Raw genomic sequence first — 24,474 nt, forward strand, 5'->3', positions numbered from 1 at the left:
CTGAGAAGGGTGCGCAGTCCCTGAGGAGCTCCCGGGACGGCGGGGGCGGTGCGTGAGCCACCGTGATAGTTGCCGCTGGGCGGGCGTTGCGGGGCTCCCGGGGTCCGTGGGCGGTGAACACCCGGTGCACCGGGTACTCCTGACGTTCCCAGGGGTTGCAACACGGCGACGTCAACCGGTCCAAGCAACGGGTCAGGCTGCGGCCAAGTCGGCGAGCAGTTGGTCCAGCGCTTGGGCTGGGGTTCGTAGGTCCAGGGTAGGGCGGGGTCGGGCGTTGAGGCTGGCGGCGACGCGGTTGAGGTCGGCCTGGCTCCATGCGGACAGATCGGTGCCCTTCTCGAACCAGTGGCGTAGGAGCCGGTTGGTGTTCTCACCGGTGCCGCGCTGCCAGGGTGCGTGGGGGTCGCAGAAGTAGATCGGCATGTCGAGCTCGAGCTGGATGCGTTCGTAGCGGACCATCTCGACGCCGCGGTCCCAGGCCAGCGACTGGCGCAGCCGTTCGGGAAGGTTGCTCATCTCGCGGATCATGACCTCGGCGACGCTCTCGGCGTCATGCCTGCCGGGTAGGTGCAGCAAGATCGTGAACCGAGTGGTGCGTTCGACCAGGACCCCGATTGCGGAGCGGTTGGCGGCGCCGAGAATCAGGTCGCCTTCCCAGTGTCCAGGTACGGAGCGGTCAGCGGCCTCGGCCGGGCGGTCGGCGATCTTGAATGCCTCGCGGTACGGGCTCTGGCCACGTTTGACGCCGTCACGAGCTTGTCGTCGGGGTCGTTTGGTCGACAGCTTCTGGTGCAGGTCCTTACGCAGCGACCCGCGGGTCTGGACGTAGAGGGCCTGGTAGATCGTCTCGTGCGACACGCGCTCCATTATCATGTGCGGGTAGTCCTGCTTGAGGATCGTCGCGATCAGCTTCGGAGACCAGCCCTGGTCCATCCACTGCTCGATCGCGGTGCACAGCGCCGAGTTCTGTCGTAGCCGGAACTTCTTGGGGCGACGCCGTTGGGTCAGGGCCTGGCGATGCGCCAGCGCGGCGTAGTAGGTGCCGTCCGGGCCGCTGTTGCGGGCGATCTCACGACCGATGACCGAACGGTCGCGACCGATCAGCGCTCCGATCGCGGCCAACGACATCGGCCTGTCGCCCCGTTCGAGGGCCTCGACCCGCTGACGTACACACGCCGCAATCACTGCCCGGTCCTCAGAGGTCAGCACCCGCCGTCCAGCAGCTTCGATCGACGGTGGCTCGACCAGCTCACCCAGCTCGACCGGCGATTGGTTCCACGGATGAGCAGGCAACTCAGGCAGGCCGCCAGCAGCGCCACGAAGTAAGGTCAGGCTCACCGGAGCACACTGACTCCACCACAGCTCGGCCGAGGCCTTCGACACGCCCGCCACAACCGCCGCCCTCGTCAGCGACGAGCCAGACGCCAACGCCTCAAACACCCGCGCACGGACCTCATACGGAATCGGTGGTCTGCCCATTCTTCAACACCTCGATCACTCGGTGTTGCTTGGACCACTTGAATCCGCCCACCTGAGAAGGGTGCGCAGTCCCTGAGGAGCTGCTGGGACGGCGGGGCGGTGCGTGAGCCACCGTTGGGGAACCGGAGGACGAGGCGTTCGGTGGCTCAACGACCGCCCGACCGCCGCGACGCAACGACCCGACCGCCGCACGCAGGAACGGGCGGCAGGTCGACCACCACGTCGGTGGCCCACCTACCGCCCGTCTGGGGGGGGAGAGGGTCAGGCCTCGCGCGCCGCCGGGACGGCGACCGCGGACGCCCCCGGCCTCGGCGCGACGGCGGGCGCGTCGTCCTCGACGGCGCCGGCGAGCTGCGCCCGGTACAGCCCCGTGTAGAGACCGCCGGCGGAGACGAGCGTCGCGTGCGTGCCCTGCTCGACGACGCGGCCGGCGTCCATGACGACGATGAGGTCGGCATCGCGGATGGTGGAGAGGCGGTGCGCGATCACGAACGCGGTGCGGTCGGCACGCAGCGCGGTCATGGCGCGCTGGAGGAGGAGCTCGGTGCGGGTGTCGACGGACGACGTCGCCTCGTCGAGCACCAGCAGCGACGGGTCGGCAACGAAGGCGCGGGCGAGGGTGATCAGCTGGCGCTCGCCGGCCGACAGGGCGGAGTCCTCGCCGGACAGCACGGTGTCGTAGCCGTCGGGCAGCGAGCGCACGAAGCGGTCGACGAAGGCGGCCTCGGCCGCCGCCTGCACCTCGGCGTCGGACGCCGACGGGCGGCCGTAGCGGATGTTGTCGCGGATGGTGCCGGTGAACAGCCAGGTGTCCTGCAGCACCATCGCGACCTTCGAGCGCAGGTCGGCCCGGGGCACCGAGGCGACGTCGACGCCGTCGAGCGTGATGCGGCCGGCGGAGACGTCGTAGAAGCGCATCAGCAGGTTCACCAGCGTGGTCTTGCCGGCGCCGGTCGGTCCGACGATCGCGACCGTCTGCCCGGGCTGCACCTCCAGGTCGAGTCCGGTGATGAGCGGCTCTAAGCCGTAGCCGAACGACACCGACTCGAACGCCACGCGGCCCCGCGTGGGCGTCGTCAGGGTCCCGTGCGCGTCGGCCGGCTCCTCGGGTGCGTCGAGCAGCTCGAAGACCCGCTCGGCCGACGCCGTGCCCGACTGCAGGAGGTTGGTCATCGACGCGACCTGGCTCAACGGCTGGGTGAACTGGCGCGAGTACTGGATGAACGCGGTCACCTCGCCGAGCGTGATCGAACCGCTCAGCACGCGCAGCGCGCCGACGACGCAGATGACGACGTACGACAGGTTGCCGACGAACATCATGATCGGCATCATCAGCCCGCTCACGAACTGCGCACGGTAGCTGACCTCCATCAGCTCGTCGTTGGTCGCCCGGAAGCTCGCCCGCACCTCCTCGCGGCGGTCGAAGACCGTGATCAGCTCGTGGCCGGTGAAGGCCTCCTCGATCTGGGCGTTCAACGCGCCCGTGTGTGCCCACTGCTGCACGAACAGCGTCTGGCTGCGCGACATCACGACCTTGGTGATCAGCGCCGTCAGCGGGACGGCGACCAGCGCGACGGCGGTGAGCAGCGGCGAGATGTAGAACATCATCGCGACGACGCCGACCACGCTCAGCAACGAGTAGATCAGCTGGCTCAGCGTCTGGTTGAGCGACTGCGCGACGTTGTCGACGTCGTTGGTCACCCGCGACATCAGCGCGCCGCGCGGCTGCCCGTCGAGGTAGGCCAGCGGCAGCCGGTGCACCTTGGCCTCGACGTCGGCGCGCAGACGCTGTGCCGCCGCGTTGACGGCGCTCGCGAGCAGCCAGGCCTGCCACAGCTGGGCGGCCGAGGCGACGACGTAGAGCAGCAGCGTGATCACCAGCAGCCGCCCGACGTCGCCGAAGTCGATGCCGACGCCCGGGACGACGTCCATGTTCGCCAGCATCGAGGCGAAGTCCGACTGGCCCGACGACTCGAGGCCGGCGACCACCTCGGACTTGCTCCGGCCGGCCGGCAGTCCGGCGCCGATCGCGCCCGAGAACACCGCGTCGATCGCCTTGCCGATCACCAGCGGGGCGACGACGTTGAGCGCGACGGCCGCCACGGTCAGCACCAGGACGGCGGTCATCCGCCACCGGTCGGGCGCCAGCAGCCCGACCAGCCGCCGGGCCGACGGCAGGAAGTCCTGCGCCTTCTCGCTCGGCGCCCCCTTGGCTGCGGCCGCGCTCATGCCGGCACCCCGTCCTGCGACTCGACGATCTCGCGGTACGTCGCACACCCCGCGAGCAGGACGTCGTGCGGACCGGAGCCGACCACGCGCCCGTCGTCCAGGACGACGATGGTGTCGGCGTCGCGCACGCTCGAGATCCGCTGCCCGACGACGATCACGGTCGAGTCGCGGGTGACCTCGCGCAGCGCGGCCCGCAGCCGGGCGTCCGTGGCGGTGTCGAGCGCCGAGAACGAGTCGTCGATGAGGTAGATCCGTGGTCGGGCGACCACCGCCCGTGCGATGCAGAGCCGTTGTCGTTGCCCGCCGCTCACGTTCGTGCCGCCCTGGTGGATCGGGGCGTCGAGGCCACCCTTCAGGGCTTCGACGAAATCCCGGGCCTGGGCGACCTCGAGCGCGGCCCACAGCTCGTCGTCCGAGGCCGTCGGGTCGCCGTGCCGCAGGTTGCTGCCCACGGTCCCGGAGAACAGGTAGGGCCGCTGCGGCACGATCGCCATGCTGCGCCGGACGACGACCGGGTCGAGCTCGCGCACGTCGTACCCGTCGAGGCGCACCGTGCCCTCGGTGGCGTCGAAGAGCCGGGCGACCAGCGACACGAGGGTCGTCTTGCCGCTGCCGGTGGAGCCGACGATCGCCACGGTCTGACCGGGCTCGGCGTGCAGGTCGATGCCGCTGACGACGGGTGCGTCGGCTCCCGGGTAGCGCATCGCGACCCCCTCGAGGTCGACGACGCCGCGCAGCTCCCTCACGGGCGCCGGACGACGCGGCGGGGGCACGGACGACTCGGTGTCGAGCACCTCCTGGATCCGCTCGGCCGCGACCGCGGCCCGCGGCAGGATCATCAGCATCAGCGTCGCCATCATCACCGACATCAGGATCTGCAGCAGGTAGGTCATGTACGCCGTCAACGCACCCACCTGCATGTCCTCCGACGCGACACGGTGTCCACCGAACCAGACGACGGCGACGGTCGAGGCGTTGAGCACGATCAGCACCACGGGGGAGAGCGAGCCCATCAGCCGACCGACGCTGCGCGCCGTCCGGGCGAGGTCGTCGTTGGCGGCGCCGAAGCGGGCCTTCTCCTCGGGCTCCCGGACGAACGCGCGGACCACCCGGATGCCCATGAGCTGCTCCCGCAGCACGCGGTTGACGCCGTCGGTGCGCTCTTGGAGCCGACGGGTGTGCGGCACCATCCGCAGCACGACGAAGCCGACCGACAGGAACAGCACGGGCACGGCGACGCCCATCAGCCACGACAGCCCCAGGTCCTCCCGCAGGGCCATCACGACGCCGCCGACCATCATGATCGGCGCGGTGATCATCATCGTGCAGGTCATCAGCACGAGCATCTGCACCTGTTGCACGTCGTTGGTGCAGCGCGTGACGAGCGACGGCGTCCCGAACTGGTTGTTCTCGCGCGCCGAGAACTCCCCGACCCGGTCGAAGACGGCGGCGCGGACGTCGCGCCCGAAGCCCATCGCCGTCCGGGCGCCGGTGAAGGCCGCGCCGGACGCCGCCACCACCTGCGCGATCGTGACCAGCAGCATCAGGCTGCCGACCCGCCAGATGTGCTCGACGTCGCCGCGGGCCAGGCCGTCGTCGATGAGCGCGGCGTTGAGACTGGGCAGGAACAGGTTGGTGAGCACGCTGATGAGCTGCAGCGCGGCGAGCGACCACAGCCAGCCGCGGTAGGGCGCGAGGTAGGTGCGGGCCAGCCGGAGCAACATGGGGAGGGTCCTCGGATCGGGGCACTCGACGTGCCCGTTCACCGACAAGAGCGTAGGAAGACCGGCGCCCCGCCAGCAGTGCCCGCTGTCACGACATCGCCATGACTAGGCTCGCCCCATGGCAGAGGGCTGGGACGTCGGCGGCGCGCAGGCGCTGCAGACGTGGGCGCCCACTGCCGGTGCGGCCGTCGCCGCGCTGGTCGCTGCCTGGCCCGAGCACGTGCCCGCTGCCCGCCTGCGCGAGGTGCGCTCGGCGACGGCCGAGGCGGTCGGCGCCGGGGCGCTGCCCGCCCCCGCCGGGCCCGACGACCCGGGCGAGGTCCCGAGCCTGGCCGTGCTCACCTTCGCCGAGCAGCTCGCCGCCGACGTCACGTCGATCGCCGACGGCCAGCGCGAGGCGTTCGCGGCGGCGACGTCGCCCGCGGCCCACGAGGTGGCGCTGGCCGCCGCCGTCGCCGACGCGGTGTCGCGTGCACGCGCCGTGCTCGACGGGCTGTTCGGCCCCGGCCCGTGGGACGACGCCGACCCGGCCCCGACCGCGCACCTGCGGTGGCTCGTCGCCGAGCTGGGGCGCGAGGTCGCGCTGATAGGCGTCCTCGACCCGGTGACGGTCGAGCTGGTGCGGCTGCGGGTCGCCCGGCGGATCGGCTCGCGGGTGGGCATGGCCCGGCGCAGCCTCGACGCCGTCCGGGCGGGGGCCGACGCCGCCACCTTCGCTGCTGTCGACCACTACCGCTCGAGCTCGCTGAGCGAGGTCCGGTGCGCGGCCCTCGGGCTCGCCGACGCCGCGCTCCGGACGCCGGCCGGCGTCCGGCCCGCCGACCTCGAGGGGGCCCGGCGTCACCTGCGCCCGGCCGAGGCCGTCGCGGTCGTGCTCGTCGCCCTGGTCGCCGGTCTCGACAAGGCGGCGGTCGCCCTGGGCACCGACGAGCCCGACGGCGACGGCATCCAGCTCTTCGTGCTCGACGAGTCCGGCGACGTGTGCTTCCCGTGAGCGGCCGATGAGCGCCATCGGCAAGGCCGACCGCACCCAGCGCCGCTTCAGCGTGCTGGGGTTCCCGCTCGCGGTGATCTACAAGTTCTTCGACGACCAGGGCAACTACCTGGCCGCGGCGATCACCTACTACGCGTTCGTGGCGATCTTCCCGCTGCTGCTGCTGGCGTCGTCCATCTTCGGCTTCATCCTGCAGGGCAATCCCGAGCTGCAGGAGCAGGTGCTGAACTCGGCCCTCAGCCAGTTCCCGATCGTCGGTCAGGAGCTCGGCCGCCCGCAGGGCCTGCAGGGCTCGGCCGGCGCCGTCATCGGCGGTGCCCTCGCCGCGACGTACGGTGCCCTGGGCCTCGGCCAGGCGATCCAGAACCTCATGGCGACGGCCTGGGCGATCCCGCGCAACAGCCGGCCCAACCCCTTTCTGCTGCGTCTCAAGAGCCTGCTGCTGCTGATGTTCGCCGGGATGGCGGTGATCGCCGTGTCGGTCATCTCGGCGCTCGGCAGCAACACCGAGGTGTTCGGCCAGGGCGTCAACACCACGATCAAGCTCGCCATCCAGGCCGCCACCGTGCTCGTCGTCGGGCTCGTGCTCACGGTGCTGATGCGCTTCGCCTCGGCCCGCAGCCACCGGATCACCCGCGCCGCCCCGGGCGCGTTCACCGTCGCGCTGCTCTGGCAGCTGTTGCAGTACCTCGGCACGATCTACGTGACCAAGGTGCTCACCGGCGCCGCCGCGCTCAACCAGACGTTCGGCTTCGTGCTCGGTCTCGTCGGTCTCATCTACATCGCGGCGGTCATGTCGATCATCGGCGTCGAGGTCAACGTCGTGCTCGCCCGGCGGCTGTGGCCACGGGCGCTCCTGACGCCGTTCACCGACGCCGTCGACCTCACCGAGGCCGACCGCCGCGCCTACGCGATGTACGCACAGATGCAGCGCCACAAGGGCTTCGAGACCGTCGTCGTCCGCTTCGACGGCCGCGACGGCGACACCCACGAGATCGTGCTCGAGCCCGACAAGAAGCAGCCCGACCTGCACGGTGCCGTGCAGCCGACGGTCGACCCCGACCCGCCGCCGAAGGCCTCGGTCGCGGACTGAGCGTCGTCAGGACGAGGTCACGCGGTGACGACGTCGGCGCCCCAGGCCAGGTCGCGCACCTGCTGCCCGATGCGCCGCAGGCGCGGCACGAGCTCGCCGGGCGCGCCGTTGCCGAGGGCGGCGTAGGCCAGCGTGCGAGCGGGTCCGCGCACGAGCCCGACGTCGCACCGCACGCGTTCGTCGGTGCCGGTCTTGGTGACGACGAGGGCATCGACGACGAGCGGGTCGCGCTCGAACGCGGCCGCCACGAGGGAGTGGTCGGTGCCGGCCGCCAGCCAGTCGAGCACCTGGCGCGAGACCGACGGCGACACCCATGCGCCGCGGTGCAGGTCGGCCATCACCGTCGTCCACTCGCGGGCGGTGCCGCTGCTGAGGGTCGGCGGGTCCTCGGGCGCGCGCTCGTCGCGGACGACGTCGTGCAGCCGCGTGTGCTCAAGCCGGCGGTCGGCGGCGAGCCCGTTGACGGCGTCGAGGCCGAGCCGCTCGACGAGCACGTTGTTGGCCCAGTTGTCGCTCACGGCTGCGACGAGCAGGGCGACGTCGCGCACCGGCAGGGCGTCGACGGCCATGCGGTGCCACAGGCCGGAGTCGGCCACTCGGGGCGTGGTGTCGCGACGGAGCACCTCGTCGTCGGCGACGCGGCCGTCGTCGAGGGCCGCGGCGAGCGCCGAGAGCACGAGCACCTTCGCGACGCTGGCCGTGCGGCGCACGACGTCGGGGCCTTCGGTGAGCAGCACCAGGTCGCGGTCGACGTCGACCACCCGGACCGAGACGCCGCTCATCGGCGCGGCGGACGCGGGAAGAACAACGGCACCCGGGCCGCGTAGTCGTCCCACCCGGGCCGCTGCGACATCGTCTTCTCGAGCAGCTTGGCCCCGGTGACGTTGCGGATGAAGAACGTCATCGCCACCGGGCAGAGCACCGTCGCGAGCCCGACGACCCAGCCGGACGCGAGACCGCCCACCAGCCACAGGCCCCACCACACGGTCGCGTCGCCGAAGTAGTTGGGGTGGCGCGTCCAGGCCCACAGTCCGGTGTCGAGGACCTGCGGGCGCTGGTCGCGTGGCCGCTCCTTGTAGGCGGTCAGCTGCCGGTCGCCGATGGTCTCGAAGGCGAAGCCCACCGCCCACACGACCACGCCGACCACGACCGCGGGCCACACCTCGACCTCGAGGAACATCCCGAGCGCCACGGGGAGGGCGATGAACCACTGCGCCGCACCCTGCACGAGCAGCACCCGCCGGACGACGGTGCCGAGCCCGACCTCCGAGACCGAGCCGCCGAGCATCTCCGCGTAGCGGGGATCCTCCTTGCCCTGGTGCGCCCCGACCGCCCGGCTGCGCACGTGCCAGGCCAGCCGGCCGCCCCAGGCGGCGACGAGCACCACCAGCAGCGCGCTGCGCCACGGCTCGCCCTCGCTGCTCGCCAGCGCCACGCCCGCCGTGACCAGGGCGACCAGCACGAAGCCGGCGCCCCAGGTCACGTCGACGACCGCGGCCTTGTCGAGCTGCTCGATCCGGATCGCGGTCACGGTCATGCCGACGACGACGGTGGCGAGCGAGACGCCCAGCGCGAGCAGCACGAGAGGCAGGGTGTCCATGGGTCGAGTCTGGCGTACGACGGGTCACCCCTCGTGGTGGATCAGTAGGCCTTGCTGACGCCGTACTCGGCCTGCTCGTAGGTGAAGCCCTCGAAGACGAGCTGGTCGATCAGACCCTGGCGGGAGAAGCTCGAGAAGCTCAGGTAGTTCTCGGCGGACTTCGCGGCCTGCTCGTTCCAGTCGACGTCGAGGTAGTCGACGGCGAACGTCGCGTCGTCGGTGGAGTAGTCCTCGAACTCGAGCTGGTCGATGAGGCCCGACCGTGAGAACGCCGAGAAGTCGAGGTAGTTCTCCGCCGAGTCGATCGCGTTCTGCATGCCGGACGTGATCTCGGACCGGCTCGCGTCCTGAGGGAAGTCGTCGACGGAGTCGGCCACGCCGTCGCCGTCGGAGTCGGTGGTGTAGCGGTCGTCCTTCGGGAAGTCGTCGATGCTGTCGGCGGAGCCGTCGCCGTCGGTGTCGCGGCTGAACTCGGCGTTCTTCGGGAAGGCGTCCTGGTGGTCGGGGACGCCGTCCTTGTCGGTGTCGATGTCGTCGTCGGTCTGGATCGACGGGTCGTCGGGCCGGACGTCGACGTCGTCGGTCACGCCGTCGCCGTCGGTGTCGACCGGCACCGGGGCCGGCTCGGCGTCGACGACCTCGCCGGCCTTCTCGACGTCGGCCTGCACGACGGTCTCGGACCGGTCGGCGGCCTGCTCGGGGCTGGGATCGGCGTCGGTGTCGCCCGAGCCGCCGGCGATGGCGGCGATGAGGACGACCGCAGCGATGCCGCCGCTCGTCTTCGGGTGCGCCTTGACCCACGTCGCGACCTTGCGCGCCGTGCCGGGGCCGGGGTCCTGGGCCGGCGGCTGCTGGACCGGGTGCCACTGACGCCCGTCCCACCAGCGGCGGTAGCCGGAGCCGTCGGGGTCCGTGTACATGCCCGGGGGCGGGGGCGGCTGGAACTGGCCGTGCTGGCCGGTCGGGTCGTTCATCGAGGGTCTCCGTCGTCGTGTGGTGGAACGCGGAGAAGCATGCGTTCGACCTCCGACTCAACGTCGCCGAACCACGACGCAGTGACCGACCGTTGCCGGAGATGCCTCGATCGGGCCAGCGGCTACCCGTCGGTCAGGTGGCCGGCTTGCTCCGAGCTGTCGCCGTCGGCGGTGCGTGAGCCACCGAGTAGTGGTCGGGGAGGGGCCGGAACGGTGGCTCACCTACCGCCCGGCTGGGCCGGGCCGCGCCCGAGCCACCAGGTCAGAAGCCGCGCACCGCCGGCAGGTCGTGCGGGCCGTCGGGACGGACCATCAGGATCTGGTCGACTCCCATGCGGCCGTCGCGGAAGGCCATGGAGCCACCGACGAGGTAGAGCTCCCAGACGCGGTAGATCTCCTCGCCGTGCTCGCCCATGAGGCCGACGAGCCGGTCGCGGTTGGCGTAGAAGTTCTCGAGCCAGCCGGCGACGGTGAGCACGTAGTGCTCGCGCAGGGCGTGCACGTCGCGGACCTCGAGGCCACCTCGCTCGAGGAAGGCGACGGTCTCGCCGACCGGGCGCATGTACATGTCGGGGGCGATGAACGACTCGATGAACGGTCCGCCGCCGGGCCACTTGCCGGTGCGCGACATCTGCTGGATGAGCACGCGGCCGCCGGGCTTGACCGAGCGGCGCAGCACGGAGGCGTAGGTCGGGTAGTTCTTCTGGCCGACGTGCTCGCCCATCTCGATCGAGCTGACGGCGTCGAAGTGGTCGCGCTCGGGGATGTCGCGGTAGTCCTGCAGCCGGATCTCGACGCGGTCGGCGAGGCCGCGCTCGGCGATGCGGGCGTCGATGAACTTCTTCTGCTCGGCCGCGATGGTGACGCCGACGACGCGGGCGCCGAACTTCTCGGCCGCGCGCAACGACATGGAGCCCCAGCCGCAGCCGATGTCGAGCAGGGTCGAGCCCTCGGTGAGGCCGAGCTTGGTGCAGACGAGGTCGAGCTTGGCCTCCTGCGCCTCCTGCAACGGCTGGTCGGGCGAGGAGTGGTAGCCCGACGAGTACGCCATGTTCGGCTCGAGGATGAGCGAGTAGAACTCGTTCGACAGGTCGTAGTGGTGGCTGATCGCGCGGCGGTCGCGGAGCGCCGAGTGCAGGCGGCCCTTGATGTTGGCCTGCGAGACCGGCGCCGCCGGCGGGCGCGACACGGCGCCGAGGTCGACCGCGGCCCGGATCGCCTTCACGATCGCGGACGGCGAGAACCGCGTGCCCGACAGGCCGCGCTCCTTCGCGACGGCGAACGCGTAGGTCAGCGCCTTGTCGAGGTCCCACCCGTCCTGCTCGGGCACGTCGAGCTCGCCGGTCACGTAGGCCTGCGCGGCGCCGAGCTCGCCCGGGTGCCAGAGCAGCCGGCGGACGGCGTCGACGGAGTTGAGGACGACGAGCGGCCCGTCGGGCGAGCCGGCCTCGGAGCCGTCCCACGCGCGCAGGCGCACGGGCAGCTCGCCGCCGACGAACGGGCCAACGGCGTCGGCCAGCTGCTGGGCGACGCCGCCGCTGTGCCCTCGGGACGTCGTCGTGCCGGTCTCGGTGTCGGTCGTGTCGCTCATGGCAGGTCCCTCGCGAAGGTCAGCTGGTTGACGTCGATGTAGCCCGAGGCGAAGCCGGAGCGGGAGTACTCGAGGTAGAAGTGCCACATGCGCAGGAAGGTCTCGTCGAAGCCGAGACCCACCACCTCGGACTGGTGGGCGAGGAACGCCTCGTCCCACAGCCGCAGCGTCTGCGCGTAGTGCTGGCCCATCGCGAACGCCGGCGCCATGCGCAGCGACGTGTGCTCTCGCGTGATCTCGTCGATGACGCGCACCGAGGGCAGGAAGCCGCCCGGGAAGATGTACTTGTGGATCCAGGTATAGGTGTTGCGCGTGACCAGCATGCGGTCGTGGGGCATCGTGATCGCCTGGATGGCGACCTTGCCGCCCGGGGCGAGCACCCGGTCGATCGTCTCGAAGTACGTCGTCCAGTAGTCGAACCCGACCGCCTCGATCATCTCGACCGAGACCACGGCGTCGTAGGAGCCGGAGACCTCGCGGTAGTCGCAGATCTCCACCGAGCACTGCTCGGAGTAGCCGGCGGCGGCGATGCGCTCGTCGGCGAGCGCCTTCTGCTCCACCGACAGCGTCAACGAGGTGATCGTGGCACCGCGACGGGCGGCGCGGATGCACAGCTCGCCCCATCCGGAGCCGATCTCGAGCACGCGTGAGCCCGGGCCGACCCCCGCCTCGTCGAGCAGGCGCTCGATCTTGCGCCCCTGCGCCGCCTCGAGGTCGGACGCCGTGGCCGTGGCCGGGTCGCCGTCGAAGAGCGCCGAGGAGTAGCTCAGGGTCGGGTCGAGGAAGAGCTGGAACAGCTCGTTGGACAGGTCGTAGTGGTGCGCGATGTTGGCCCGCGAGTTCTTGGCCGAGCTCTTCTGCCGACGCGGCTGACGCTTGGCGACCACGGCGCGGAAGCGCTGCAGGGGCTCGGGCACCAGGGTCGCCATCTCGGCGGCCAGCACCTGCAGGAAGCCGCTGACGTCCTCGGCGTCCCAGGCCCCGGTGAGGTAGGCCTCGCCGAAGCCGATCAGCTGGTGGCGCCCGAGCCGGGCGAAGAACTCCTCGGGTCGGTGGACGACGGCCACCGGGCCGCCCCGGCCCCAGCGCTCGTCGCCGGCCAGGACGGTGACGTCGAGCCGGTTGATCGCGGTGATGAAGAGCCGGCGGGCGATGCGGGCCGAGACCTTCGACCGTGGTCCGGACGGGACGACGTCGAGGCCGGGCCAGTGGTTGGCGCTCAGTCGAGCGGGAGCGACGGTCACTGCACACCTTCTTGGGAGTGGGCCGGGCGCGGGCGCACCGGCAGGCGACGCAGCCACAGCCAGATGCCGTGGGCGCGGATGAGGAACGAGCCCCGCAGCGCCGCGGGCGCGGCACGTAGCGGGGTGGTGGACGACGGCTGTCCGTTCATGGACGCCGAGAAGCGTCGGCCGCCGTCGGAGGTCAGCTCGACGACCACGTGCAGGCGGCTGCCCGACGCCGTCGTCGGGGGCGGCACCGTGAGGTCGTAGGTGCCGTCGGTGCCGTGGAAGGGCGAGACGTACATGGCCTTGGGTGTGCGGGCGCGGCCCCGCTCGTCGGTCTGGACGAGGTAGGCGTGGCGGTCGCCGTAGGTGTTGTGCACCTCGACGACCGTCGCGACGAGCCGGCCCGCCTCGTCGTGGCACCAGAAGACGCTGATGGGGTTGAAGCAGTAGCCGAACGCCCGGGCCTGGGCGGCCATGAAGATCTTGCCGGTGCCGACCTCGATGTCGTGCAGGCCGAGGAACGCCACGACGTTGGCGCGGATCGAGGTGTCGGGCGAGCCGAGGTGGTCGCGGGCCTCGAACCGGCCGAGGACGCCGTGGTCGGGCAGGTCGTCGAGGTCGACCACCCAGGTGTGCGAGCGGTGGGTGAAGCGGCGCTTGAACGGCCCGCGCCGGGTGTGGGCGATCGTCGTGTCGTAGACGCCGGTGGTCACGCCGGGGTCGACGGTGCGCGTGACCTCGGGCCACGACAGTCCGAGGCGGGTGGCCGCGGCCAGGCCCGAGCGGGCGCCGTCCTCGTGGAAGCCCCAGCCGTGGTAGGCGCCGGCGAACACGACGCGGTCGGAGTCGATCTCGCCGAGCCGGGCCTGTGCGGCGACCGACGTGGGGTTGTAGAGCGGGTGCTCGTACTCCATGCGGTCGATCACCAGCGCGGGGTCGACGAGGTCGTCGCCGCCGAGCGTGACGAGGTAGTGGGTCTCGGTGTCGAGCCGCTGCAGCCGGGTGAGGTCGTAGGTGACGACCACCTCGCCCGACCGGTTCGCCACGGGGCGCCGGAAGTTCCACGACGCCCACGCGTCGCCGGCGGCCGGCATGACCGAGGTGTCGGTGTGCAGCAGGGCCGTGTTGGGGGAGTAGGGCATCGCGGTGAGCAGCTCGCGCTGCAGGTCGGTCGGCTCGGCCAGCATCGACAGGGCGTGCGAGGGGTGCGTGGCGATGACGACGGCGTCGAAGGCGGTGACCGTGCCGGACCCGTCGGTCACCTCGACGCCGGACGCCGTCTCGAGCACCGAGGTGACCTTGGCGCCGAGGCGGACCTCCTGCAGGGCGGCACCGACGCGCTCGACGTAGGAGCGCGAGCCGTCGGCGACCGTGCGCCACTGCGGGGAGCCGAAGATGCCGAGCATGCCGTGGTGCTCGAGGAAGGTGAACAGGTAGCGGGCGGGGTAGTCGAGCGACACGGCCGGGTCGCACGACCAGACGCACGCCACGACCGGCTCCATGAAGTGCCGCACGAAGTAGTCGGAGAACCGGCCCTCGGCGAGGAACTCGCGCAGCGTGCGGGTGTCGGTGTCGACCGACAGCAGCGCCTTCGCCTGCCGGTGGAAGCGCGGGATCTCGACGAGCATCGCCAGGTAGCGCGGGTTGCGCAGGTTGGCCGACGTCGGGAACAGCCCACGTCGGCCGAGCGCGCCGGCCCACTCGAGGCCGCTGCCGTCGTCGGCGATCGACATCGACATCTCCGACGGCTGCGTGGCCACGCCGAGCTCGGCGAACAGCCGCAGCAGCACCGGGTAGGTGCGCGGGTTGTGCACGATGAACCCGGTGTCGATGTGCAGCGTGCGCCCGGACGACGGGTCGACGACGTCGTGCGTGTCGGCGTGGCCGCCGAGCCGGTCGTCGGCCTCGTAGAGCGTCACGTGGGCCGTGCGGGAGGCGACGTAGGCCGCGGTGAGACCCGCGACGCCGCTTCCGACGACGGCGATGCGTCGGGCCATCAGGCGAGCTCGACCGCGCCGACGAAGTGCTGCAGGTCGGGGTGCTCGGCCTTCTCGGAGTCCTCGACGGTGATGTTGGCGCTGGTGGCCGTGCTCAGGTCGCCGTGCAGGACGGCCCCGGAGTCCGGGTCGTCGAGGAAGCCGGCCCAGACCATCTCGCCGTCCTGGTCGAGCCACATCTGGTAGGTGCGGCCGTCGGGCAGGGGAGCGAGGTCGGTCGCGCTGAGCACCGCCTCGCCGCTGGAGGGCGAGTGGGCGAGCTTGATGGTGCCGCCGTCGGGCAGCGAGGCGGCGACGACCTCGGCGTCGGACGCCGCGGCGACCTGGTCGTAGACGCCGGCCGGGGCGTCGTCCTGGGCGTTGTGCCACACGGTGGCGCCGGCGCCACCGATGGCGATCAGCGCCACAGCTGCTGCGACCAGAGCCGGAAATCGGCGGCGGGTCGACCGTCCTCGCTCGGCGGCGGCCACCACGACCGGCGGGAGGGGGCGGACGGTCTGGATCTCGGCGAGCACGGAGGCGCGCAGCGAGTCGGGAGCGGAGAGGGCCGAGGTCTCGGGGAGCAGGGTCGCGGTCTCGGTGAGGGAGTCGACCTCGTCGCGGCAGGTGGAGCACCCGGCGAGGTGACGCTCGAACTGGGCACGCTCGAACTCGTCGAGCGCGTCAACGGCGTAGGCGCCTGAGAGCGCATGGATGTCGACGCTCACTGCCCCACTCCCATCTTGTCGCGCAGCCTGATCAGGCCGTCTCGGATTCTTGTCTTGGCGGTGCCGACCGGCAGGTCGAGCATGCTGGCCACCTCGGTGTGGGTGTAGCCGCCGAAGTAGGCGAGCTCGATGGCCTCACGCTGGACGTCGGTGAGCCCGCCCAACGCCTTGCGGACCCGCTGGGCCTCCATGGAGGCCTGCGCGGCGTCGGACGTGGCGTCGTGGTCGATCGTGCTGTTCTGCTGGTGGTACGAGGTGTCTCGTCGCGTGGCGGCCTCGGCCGAGCGGACCCGGTCGACGGCCTTGCGGTGGCAGATCGTGAGGATCCACGACAGTGCGCTGCCGCGGTCGGGGTCGAAGCGGCTCGAGGTCTTCCACACCTCGAGGAAGGCCTCCTGGGTGACCTCCTCGGCCTGCGCCGGGTCACGGACGACGCGGACGGCGAGGCCGTACATGCGCGAGGACGTGGCGTCGTACAGGTCGGCGAACGCTGCCTGGTCGCCGCGCGCGGCGCGCTGGAGGAGACCGCCGAGCTGCGCGGCCAGCCCGGCGCCGGGCGCCGCCGGCACCCCGTGAAGGGTGCCGGCGGGCTCGGGGCTCTGACCACTCATGGGTCGATGATGCCTGGTACGTGTTTCGGGTGTCGAACGTCAGGCGAGCGGGCCGGTGAGGACCGTGTCGATGACGTAGACGGTGGCGTTGGCGGTGGGGATGCCGCCGCAGAGGACCTTGGCGGTCGCGACGCCGTCGGTGACGGTGACGCCGTCGGGGTCGGTGGACGGGTCGCCCTCGATCGTCAGTGCGTCGCCGAACAGCGGCGTCTGCTCGCCGTCGATGGCGTCGGGGTCGACGCGCTCGGCGAGGACGTGGTGCTGGAGCACCTGGGCCAGCGGGCTGTCGGCCTCGGCAGCACCGTCGAGCAGGCCCTGCAGGTCGGCCGGCGGGATCTTCTCGAAGGCCGTGTCGGCCGGGGCGAAGACGGTGTACTGGGCCGACTCGTCGTTCAGGGTGTCGAGCAGGCCGGGAACGGCCTGGACGGCGGTGACGAGGGTACCGAGCAGCGGGTTGGTGCTGGCCGCGGTGCCGACCGGGTCGGTCACCATGCCGTCGAGGGAGCCGGGCTCGCCGGCGCCCGGCAGGCCCGAGCAGGCGGAGCCGAAGACGGCCGCGAACTGGTCGTCGCCGGCGGCGTCGGACGAGGTGTCCTCCGACGGGGCGTCGGCCGAGTCGCTGGTGTCGGGGGCAGCCTCCGAGCTGGTGTCGGTGTTGTCGCTGCCGCTCTCGTCGTCCTCGCTGCCACAGGCGGCGAAGGTGAAGGACAGGGCGACAACAGCGGCAGCGGCGGTGCTGCGACGGAGCGTCTGGAGCTTCATGGCGGTGGTGCCTTCCGTTTGGGGACTTACGGGATGTGTTCGGTGCTGCGCGGGGACCGGATGGGTGCGATTGCCACCCGTTCGGTGATCTGGGTCACTCGACGTTGAACAGCAGGGTGTGGAGCCCGCTGGAGCCGCCGGGGAACGGGTTGGCGCGCGCGTCGGTCTGTGTCTGGCCGTCTCCGTCGACCATGCGCGCCGAGACGTTGTGCTGGCCCGACTCGAGCCCGGTGGCGTCGTAGTACCACTGGCGCCAGTAGACGTTGTTCACGTCGGGGCCGGTGGTGGCGTCGACCCAGGGGCCGCCGTCGATGCGCACCTGGACCTTCGCGACCCCGCCGTTGTCCTGCGCCCAGGCGACGCCGCCGATGATGACCTGGTCGCCCGGGATCGGGGTGGCACCCCGGGGTGTGTCGATGCGGGCCGACGGCTTGATCGGGGCGCGGGTGTCCCACTTGCGCTCGGTCCAGTAGGACTCCTCGGCGGCGTAGGTGGTGAAGTCGAGCTTGGTCACCCACTTCGTGGCGCTGATGAACCCGTACAGCCCGGGGATGATGATGCGTGCGGGGAAGCCGTGCTCACGCGGCAGGGGCTCGCCGTTCATGCCGATGGCGAGCAGCGCCTCACGGCCGTCGGTGAGCAGGTCGTAGGGCGTGCCGATGGTCATGCCGTCGAAGTCGTGGGCCATCATCTGGTCGACGCCGCTGCCGGGCTTGGCGCGGTCGATGATGTCCTTGAGCAGCACGCCCTGCCAGCGGGCGCCGCCGACGTACTTGCCGCCGACGCTGTTCGAGACGCAGGTGAGGGTGATGTCGCGCTCGACCTGCGGCATGTCGAGGACGTCGTCGAAGCTGAGGGTGAACTCGTTCTCGACGTCGCCGGTCACCTCGAGCGACCAGCTGTTGGAGTCGACGAGCGGGACGTCGAGACGGGTGTCGACGCGGTAGAAGTCGTTGCGCGAGATCTGCAGCGGCGTGATGCCGGAGTAGGTCTTGCTGAGGTCCATCGGCAGGGGCTTGGGGATCTCGGCGGCGGCCACGGTGGGCAGGTCGAAGTTCTCCGGACGCAGCCGGAGCTGGCCGATCAGGCGCCCGGCGCCACCCATGACGGCGGCCGCGGCGGTGAGCACACCCGTGGCGATGAGCACGCCACGACGTGACGGCTGGGACGACGCGCCGGCCGGCTCGGCCTCGCCGCCGGGCGAGATGACGACGTCGGCCTCGTCGGGCACGGGGGCGTCGGTGAGCACCGCGCGGGGCTTGGCCAGGGGGTCGACCACGGCGGCCTGGGCGCCCTCGGCCTTGGCGACCTCGGCGCTCGACCGGGCTCGGGGGTCGACCGGCAGACCCCGACCGAGGCGGTCGAGCAGGTAGAGGCTCGCGACGGCGAACACGGCCGCGAGGACGGTCGGCACGAGGTCGAGCACCTCGAACAGCGGGCGCACCACGACGGCGGCACCGGCGACGGCGACCAGCAGCAGCATCATCAGGGCGCCCCAGCGGAAGCCGAGGCGGGTGACGAGGCCGGCCACCAGGGCCAGCACGGCCACGCCGGCCATCACCGAGCCGACCAGGAAGACCTTGTCGTTGTCGCCGAACTGCTCGATGGCCCAGTCCTTGATGCCGGCCATGCTGCCGTCGGTGCCGAGGTCGACCACGTAGGAGCCCACGGCGAGCAGGGGCGAGGAGTCGGGCTGCGTGAACGCGGCCACGAGGTGCCCCACGGCGAGGCCGACGAGGGCGGAGACGAGGCCGAAAACGGCGTAGAGCCAGCGGGAGACCATGGCGTGTGTTCGTCGCCACCCGGCCGGACGGATGGGGCTGCGGCAAGATGCGCGGCATGACCGACGTCACCTCCGAGCTCGTCCACCTCACCGTCGACGGCCCCGTCGCCACCGTCACGCTCGACTCGCCGCACAACCGCAACGCGCTCTCGCGCCGGCTCGTCACCGAGCTCGCCGACCGCCTCGAGCGCGCCGACGCCGACGACGACGTCCGGGTCGTGGTCGTCACCTCGGCCGATCGGGTCTTCTGCTCCGGTGCCGACCTGTCGGAGGCCGCGGCGAACGGCAACTCCGACGGCGTGCAGGCGATCGTCGGCCTGCAGCGCTTCCTGGTCGGCATGTCGAAGCCGGCCGTGGCCGTCGTCCGCGGGCCCGTGCGCGCCGGTGGCATCGGCATCGTCGCCGCGTGCGACATCGTGGTCTGCGCCGACGACGCCACGTTCGCCCTCACCGAGGTCAAGCTCGGCCTGACCCCCGCGGTCATCTCGCTCACCGTGCTACCCCGACTGACGTCGCGGGCCGCGGCGTACACGTGCCTCACCGGTGCGCCGTTCACCGGCACCGAGGCCGTCGCGATGGGGCTGGTCACGCGCGCCGTCCCGACCGCCGAGCTCGACGACGCCGCGGCCGCCGTCTGCGCCGAGCTCGCCACGGGCGCGCCGCAGGGACTGCGCGAGACGAAGGCGCTGCTGGCCCGCGACCTGCTCGACCGCATCGACGCCCGCGCCGACGAGATGGCCGAGCTCTCCGCGCGCCTGTTCGCCTCCGACGCCGCGCGCGAGGCCATGACCGCGTTCCTGAACCGCAAGAAGGGGTGAGGGCGCACCCGCCTACGGACGCATCTCACACGGCGCGAGTGGTGAACGTGTGCCGAACCCGGTCACACGACGGCGATTCCCTTTGTAGACTCGACGACTTGCCGTTCGGCAGTCGGGAAGTGTGAGGGGCACCGTGTCAGAAGAGCTCGTCGAGCAGGAGATCGCTCGCGAACAGGCATTCGTCGATCGCGTGCACCGTCAGCTCCTCGACGCCGGCAAGGCGGCCGAGCAGCTGGCGCGCGAGGGCCAGAACCGCGGTCAGCTCGGTCACGAGGGTGGCCTGGTCGAGCGCGACGCGATGGTGTTCCAGGCGGCCAAGCGGCTCGCCGAGCTCGACGCCGCGCACGAGGGCCTGGTGTTCGGCCGGCTCGACCTGCGCCCCGAGAAGGACCCCGAGCCGCGCTACGTCGGGCGCATCGGGCTGCGCGACGAGAACCGCGACTCGCTGCTCATCGACTGGCGCGCCCCGGCCGCCGCGGTCTTCTACCAGGCCACTGCGGCCGAGCCGCACGACGTCGTCCGGCGCCGGGTGCTGCGCTCGCAGGGCACGAAGGTCGTCGGGGTGGAGGACGAGCTGCTCGACGCCGAGGCCAACGTCGACGACCTGCCGATCCTCGGCGAGGGTGCGCTGATGGCGCAGCTCTCCCGGGCCCGCGACCGCACCATGCACTCCATCGTCGCGACGATCCAGGCCGAGCAGGACAAGGCCATCCGGGCCCCGCACAAGGGCGTCACCACCATCAGCGGCGGCCCCGGCGTCGGCAAGACCGTCGTCGCGCTGCACCGTGCCGCCTACCTGCTCTACACCGACCGACGCCGCTACGAGACCGGTGGCGTGCTCGTCGTCGGCCCCAGCGGGGTGTTCATGCGCTACATCGAGCGCGTGCTGCCCTCGCTCGGCGAGACCGCGGTCGCGCTGCGCTCGCTCGGCGAGGTCGTCGACGGCGTCCGCGCCACCCGGCACGACGAGCCGGCCGTCGCCGACGTCAAGGGCGCGGCACGCATGGCCGAGCTGATGCGGCGCGCCGCGCGCCAGCAGGCGCCGGGCAGCCCGGGCGAGTTCCGGCTGTTCTGGTACGACAACACCCTCGTGCTCGACCGCGGCACGCTCGGCCGCATCCGGCGCCAGCTGATGTCGCAGGGCCGGCGCAACCAGCAGCTGCCGCGCGTGGCCAAGGCGCTGCTCGACGCGATGTGGCGCCAGGTGCGCAGCACCCGCGGACGCGACCGCGGTCGCGAGTCGTTCGACGACGACCTGCTGGGCACCGACGGGTTCCTCGACTTCGCCGTCGCCTGGTGGCCGCCGGTCACCGCGCCCGACGTGCTGTCGTGGCTGCGCGACCCCGAGCTGCTCGCCCGCGTCGGCGACGGCGTCGTCACGCCCGAGGAGCAGCGTCTGCTGCTCAAGTCGTGGACCGGCCTGCCCGGCGAGCTGTCCATCCAGGACGTCCCGCTCGTCGACGAGCTGCGCTACGCCGTCGGCGACGTGCCCGCCAAGGCCGACGACGAGCGCGACGACCCGCTCGCCCTCATCGACGGCGCGGTCAACATCCAGGAGCTGATGACCGCCTCCGACCGCGAGTACGCCCCGTCCGGTCGCGCGTGGGCGCCGCCCACCCACTCCATCGACGACGACGGCTACGCCCACGTGCTCATCGACGAGGCCCAGGACCTCACGCCGATGCAGTGGCGCATGGTCGGACGCCGTGGCCGCACGGCGTCGTGGACGATCGTCGGCGACCCGGCCCAGTCGTCGTGGCCCGTGCCGGCCGAGTCGGCCGCCGCGCGCGCCGAGGCCCTGGCCGGCAAGGCCGTGCACGCCTTCCACCTCTCGACCAACTACCGCAACAGCTCGGAGATCTACGCCTTCGCCGAGGCCTACGCCCGCCGGGTCGGCCTCGACGCCGACCTGCCCACCGCCGTCCGGTCGACCGGGGTCGAGCCGCGGGTCGTCGGGCCCGTCGCCGACCTCGAGGACGCCGTGCGCGAGGCCGTGGTCGACGTCGCCGGCCAGGTCGGCGGCACCGTCGGCATCGTCGTCCCCGTGGCGCGGCGCTCGGAGGTCAACGCCTGGCTGGCCTCGTGGCCCGAGCTCGCCGACGACGCCTCCGCCGCCCGCGCGTCGGTCGACTCGTCGGTCACCCCGTCCGGCGACGACCGGGTCGTCGTGCTCACCGGCCTCGACACCAAGGGTCTGGAGTTCGACGCGATCGTCGTCGTCCGGCCGCAGGAGATCGAGGACGAGTCGGCCACCGGACGCGCCACCCTCTACGTGGTGCTCACCCGCGCGACGCAGCTGCTCACCACCGTCAGCTGACCCGCTCGCGCGGGCCGTGTATCAGGAGCAGTGGCAGAACCCTCCGGTTGTGCGAGACGATGCCGCGGCGGTGTGCTGATCGCACGCCCACGCCGCGGAGGAGGGTCGACCACGATGGACGCGTCGTACCCCCTGACCGACCTCGTCTCGGCAGCTCGAGGGGGCGATGCGGATGCCTGGGACGCGATCGTCGAGCGCTTCCTCCCGCTGGTCGGTGCGGTCGCGCGCCGGCACCGGCTCTCCGAGGCCGACGCCGACGACGTCAGCCAGACCGTCTGGCTCCGGCTCGTCGAGCATCTCGACGGCCTCCGCGAGCCGGCCGCCCTCCCCGGCTGGATCAGGACGACGACGCGCCACGAGTGCCTCCGCGTGCTCGCGGCCCGCGGCCGTACCCGTGTCGCCGACCCGCAGGACGCGCGGGTGCTCGACGCCGTCACCGACGACGTCGCCGGCGACGACCTCGTGGCCGCCGAGCGGCGTCAGGCCCTGCGCGAGGCGCTCGCCGAGCTGCCCGCGGCGCGCCGCGAGCTGCTGCTCCTGCTGCTCGCCGACCCGCCGCTGGCCTACGCCGAGATCAGCGCCCGTCTCGGCATCCCGATCGGCAGCATCGGCCCCACCCGGGCCCGCGCCCTCGACCAGCTCCGCAAGACCCGCGCCCTGCACGACCTCGGGGAGGTCCTCGCATGAATGACGACCAGCTCCTCGCCGAGCTCGCCGCCGCCGTCGCCGAGGCGGCCGACGTCGGCGAGCGACGTCGACAGGCCGCGCGCGCCGCGTTCACCTGGCGCACGGTCGACGCCGAGCTCGCCGAGCTGCTCCACGACTCCGCGCTCGACGCCGGCGCCGCCGTCCGCTCGGCCGGCTCCGACGACGAGCCCCGGTCGCTCTCGTTCGGCAGCGGCGCCCTCGCGCTCGAGATCGAGTACGACGGCACCGAGGTCGTGGGCCAGGTCGTGCCGTCCGCCGACGCGACCCTGCACCTGCAGCGGCCCGAGGGCGACGAGGTCGTCGTCGAGGTCGACGCGGCGGGGTTCTTCCGGTTCGAGGGCGTCGAGCCGGGGCCGACGCGGTTCGTGGCGAGGTCGGCCGACGCCACCCTCACCAGCCCCTGGGTGAACCTCTAGGGCCTCAGAACTCGGCGACCGCGAAGCCGGTGCTGCCGTCGGGTGCCGTGATCAGCCGGCCGTCGGAGATCAGCATGGCCTTCGCCGCGTGGGCCGACATCCCCCCGCTCATGTAGCGGGCGAGGGTGCCGCTCACCACCGGCGTCGAGAACGACGTGCCGCTCCACTGCGCCATGCCCTCGAACTCGCGCACCTCACCGAGGTGGTCGGGCTCGTGGCAGGTGTAGGTGCCGTGCGGGAAGGCGTTGATGAGGTCGCGTCCGCGCGCGTAGACGTCGACCCAGTCGCCGTAGTTCGAGAAGTCGGACACGGAGCCGTCGGCGTCGAGCGAGCCGACGGAGAGCACCCAGTCGAAGGCCGCGGGGTACAGCGGCCAGTCGGCGCCGTCGTTGCCGGCCGCGGCGACGATGAGCGCCGGGCGCCCGTTGCGCTTCTTCAGGCCGTGGCGGGCGTCGTCGCGGAGCACGAGGAACGAGAGCATCGGCGCGCCGTTGCGGGTGCGGCCGCCGGCCGAGATGCTGATCAGGTCGGGCCCGTCGGGGTCGGTGACCGCCTCGTGCAGCTCCTCCACGATCTTGGACTCGTAGATCGCCCCGCCCGTGGTCAGGACGCCCTCGACCTCGACGTCGGTGGCCGGCGCGAGGCACCGCAGGACCCCGGTGACGAACGTGCCGTGGCCGGCGTACGGATGGATCTTCGTCGGGTCGACCGTCTCGACGTCGCCCTCGATGCCGTCGTCGTCGAGCCAGTCGTGGGCGGCCGCCTTCGGCCACCACCCGGTGTCGACGACGGAGACCCGCACGCCCCGACCGGCGTCGGCGTCGTCGGTCACCGCGGGCAGCGGCGTCTCGGACGGCGGCAGCTCGGGCTCGGTGGCCGGGCACAGGCGCCCCGTGCCGCCCGAGACGTGGAGCAGGTGGTCGAGGGTGACGACGCCCGGGGGCAGGCGGCGCTCGAGGTCGGCGACCGCCTGGAGCGCGTTGACGTCGGAGCGGCGCCGGGCCGGGGGCGTGTAGACGACCAGGCCGTCGAGCCTCGACCGGTCGGCCTCGCCGACGCCGTCGTAGTGCTTGTCGGCCTCGAACGCCTCGCGCACGCGCTCGACGTCGCGCGAGCGCACCAGCAGCCGGCGCGGGTGGTAGAGGAACTCGGCGTCGCCGTCGTGCCCGGTCGCGCTCCACACCGCGACGTCGTCGCCGTAGGCCTCGCGCACGAGCTGCACCTGCGCGTGCACCCGGTCGCGCACCTCGCGCGGCTGTCGGCCGCTGTCGCCGCCGGACACGGTGACCAGCGGCGCCGAGGTGGGCAGGACGTCGTGCAGGAGGCGCCGGGCGCGCCGGGGCGCCCGCGCCGCGACGGCGACCAGCTGACGTGGCTTGAGCTGCATGGCGACTCTCCTCGTGGTGGTGCCGGGCGCGCGGTTACGGTACTGCTGCTCCCGA

General features: G+C 72.1%; 20 protein-coding genes. 6 read left to right on the top strand and 14 right to left on the bottom strand.

All coding sequences use genetic code 11. The annotated features are described in order from the left end of the window. Positions 1-192 precede the first annotated feature (192 nt). The 3 genes from ABFT23_RS11150 to ABFT23_RS11160 form a co-directional block, all read right to left on the bottom strand. On the bottom strand, positions 193-1,479 hold the full coding sequence (locus tag ABFT23_RS11150; RefSeq protein WP_457623317.1) for an IS30 family transposase: 1,287 nt from the start codon (positions 1,477-1,479) through the stop codon (positions 193-195). A 261-nt stretch (positions 1,480-1,740) separates the two neighbouring features. Further along, complete coding sequence (locus ABFT23_RS11155; RefSeq protein ID WP_347895142.1) at positions 1,741-3,708, bottom strand: ABC transporter ATP-binding protein; 1,968 nt, start codon at positions 3,706-3,708, stop codon at positions 1,741-1,743. Continuing rightward, the gene (locus ABFT23_RS11160; RefSeq protein WP_347895144.1) at positions 3,705-5,432 is read right to left on the bottom strand and encodes an ABC transporter ATP-binding protein; all 1,728 of its coding nucleotides are present in this window, start codon (positions 5,430-5,432) and stop codon (positions 3,705-3,707) included. The genes ABFT23_RS11155 and ABFT23_RS11160 overlap by 4 nt, the downstream gene beginning before the upstream one ends. Positions 5,433-5,550: 118 nt before the next feature. On the opposite strand from ABFT23_RS11160, the gene ABFT23_RS11165 reads away from it, so the two are divergent. Further along, positions 5,551-6,426, top strand: a complete 876-nt coding sequence (locus ABFT23_RS11165; RefSeq protein ID WP_347895146.1) for a hypothetical protein — start codon at positions 5,551-5,553, stop codon at positions 6,424-6,426. A gap of 7 nt (positions 6,427-6,433) precedes the next feature. Then, positions 6,434-7,519 (top strand): YihY/virulence factor BrkB family protein, encoded by a 1,086-nt coding sequence (locus tag ABFT23_RS11170; protein WP_347895148.1) that lies wholly within the window; start codon positions 6,434-6,436, stop codon positions 7,517-7,519. 17 nt (positions 7,520-7,536) lie between these two features. Here the strand turns inward: ABFT23_RS11170 and ABFT23_RS11175 are convergent, their stop codons facing one another. From ABFT23_RS11175 to ABFT23_RS11220, 10 genes are all read right to left on the bottom strand, one after another. Beyond that, entirely contained in the window at positions 7,537-8,301 is a 765-nt protein-coding gene (locus ABFT23_RS11175) for a serine hydrolase (protein WP_347895150.1), read from the bottom strand. Next, positions 8,298-9,119, bottom strand: a complete 822-nt coding sequence (locus ABFT23_RS11180; protein WP_347895152.1) for a DUF1295 domain-containing protein — start codon at positions 9,117-9,119, stop codon at positions 8,298-8,300. Before ABFT23_RS11180 ends, ABFT23_RS11175 begins: the two co-directional genes overlap by 4 nt. Positions 9,120-9,160: 41 nt before the next feature. After that, positions 9,161-10,093 carry an Ltp family lipoprotein gene (locus ABFT23_RS11185; protein ID WP_347895154.1) on the bottom strand — a complete coding sequence of 311 codons (933 nt, stop codon included), beginning with the start codon at positions 10,091-10,093 and terminating at the stop codon, positions 9,161-9,163. Positions 10,094-10,355: 262 nt separating this feature from the next. Next, the gene (locus ABFT23_RS11190; RefSeq protein WP_347895156.1) at positions 10,356-11,684 is read right to left on the bottom strand and encodes a cyclopropane-fatty-acyl-phospholipid synthase family protein; all 1,329 of its coding nucleotides are present in this window, start codon (positions 11,682-11,684) and stop codon (positions 10,356-10,358) included. Next, the gene (locus ABFT23_RS11195) at positions 11,681-12,928 is read right to left on the bottom strand and encodes a cyclopropane-fatty-acyl-phospholipid synthase family protein (RefSeq protein ID WP_347895158.1); all 1,248 of its coding nucleotides are present in this window, start codon (positions 12,926-12,928) and stop codon (positions 11,681-11,683) included. Before ABFT23_RS11195 ends, ABFT23_RS11190 begins: the two co-directional genes overlap by 4 nt. Further along, a complete protein-coding gene (locus tag ABFT23_RS11200; protein ID WP_347895160.1) occupies positions 12,925-14,910 on the bottom strand; it encodes an FAD-dependent oxidoreductase in 1,986 nt (661 codons plus the stop codon). Before ABFT23_RS11200 ends, ABFT23_RS11195 begins: the two co-directional genes overlap by 4 nt. Then, positions 14,910-15,617, bottom strand: coding sequence for an anti-sigma factor (locus ABFT23_RS11205; protein ID WP_347895162.1), 708 nt, complete (start codon positions 15,615-15,617; stop codon positions 14,910-14,912). Before ABFT23_RS11205 ends, ABFT23_RS11200 begins: the two co-directional genes overlap by 1 nt. After that, positions 15,614-16,228 (bottom strand): ECF RNA polymerase sigma factor SigK, encoded by a 615-nt coding sequence (gene sigK / locus ABFT23_RS11210; RefSeq protein WP_347895164.1) that lies wholly within the window; start codon positions 16,226-16,228, stop codon positions 15,614-15,616. Before sigK ends, ABFT23_RS11205 begins: the two co-directional genes overlap by 4 nt. A 39-nt stretch (positions 16,229-16,267) precedes the next feature. Continuing rightward, a complete protein-coding gene (locus ABFT23_RS11215; RefSeq protein ID WP_347895166.1) occupies positions 16,268-16,990 on the bottom strand; it encodes a fasciclin domain-containing protein in 723 nt (240 codons plus the stop codon). Positions 16,991-17,084: 94 nt separating this feature from the next. Next, positions 17,085-18,773 carry a molybdopterin-dependent oxidoreductase gene (locus ABFT23_RS11220; protein ID WP_347895168.1) on the bottom strand — a complete coding sequence of 563 codons (1,689 nt, stop codon included), beginning with the start codon at positions 18,771-18,773 and terminating at the stop codon, positions 17,085-17,087. 56 nt (positions 18,774-18,829) lie between these two features. On the opposite strand from ABFT23_RS11220, the gene ABFT23_RS11225 reads away from it, so the two are divergent. The 4 genes from ABFT23_RS11225 to ABFT23_RS11240 all read left to right on the top strand — a co-directional run bounded on the left by ABFT23_RS11225 (position 18,830) and on the right by ABFT23_RS11240 (position 23,032). Next, positions 18,830-19,591: an enoyl-CoA hydratase family protein gene (locus ABFT23_RS11225; protein WP_347895169.1), complete on the top strand. Its 762-nt coding sequence runs from the start codon at positions 18,830-18,832 to the stop codon at positions 19,589-19,591. Between the two features lie 133 nt (positions 19,592-19,724). After that, positions 19,725-21,908: a HelD family protein gene (locus ABFT23_RS11230; protein ID WP_347895170.1), complete on the top strand. Its 2,184-nt coding sequence runs from the start codon at positions 19,725-19,727 to the stop codon at positions 21,906-21,908. 114 nt (positions 21,909-22,022) lie between these two features. Next, positions 22,023-22,595, top strand: coding sequence for an RNA polymerase sigma factor (locus ABFT23_RS11235; protein WP_347895171.1), 573 nt, complete (start codon positions 22,023-22,025; stop codon positions 22,593-22,595). Continuing rightward, the gene (locus tag ABFT23_RS11240) at positions 22,592-23,032 is read left to right on the top strand and encodes a hypothetical protein (RefSeq protein ID WP_347895172.1); all 441 of its coding nucleotides are present in this window, start codon (positions 22,592-22,594) and stop codon (positions 23,030-23,032) included. Before ABFT23_RS11235 ends, ABFT23_RS11240 begins: the two co-directional genes overlap by 4 nt. 4 nt (positions 23,033-23,036) lie before the next feature. On the opposite strand, the gene ABFT23_RS11245 is transcribed toward ABFT23_RS11240, so the two are convergent. After that, the gene (locus ABFT23_RS11245; protein ID WP_347895174.1) at positions 23,037-24,419 is read right to left on the bottom strand and encodes a S8 family peptidase; all 1,383 of its coding nucleotides are present in this window, start codon (positions 24,417-24,419) and stop codon (positions 23,037-23,039) included. Between the last annotated feature and the right edge of the window lie 55 nt (positions 24,420-24,474).

The sequence above is a fragment of the Nocardioides secundeburneus genome, assembly GCF_039939255.1.
GTDB lineage: Bacteria > Actinomycetota > Actinomycetes > Propionibacteriales > Nocardioidaceae > Nocardioides.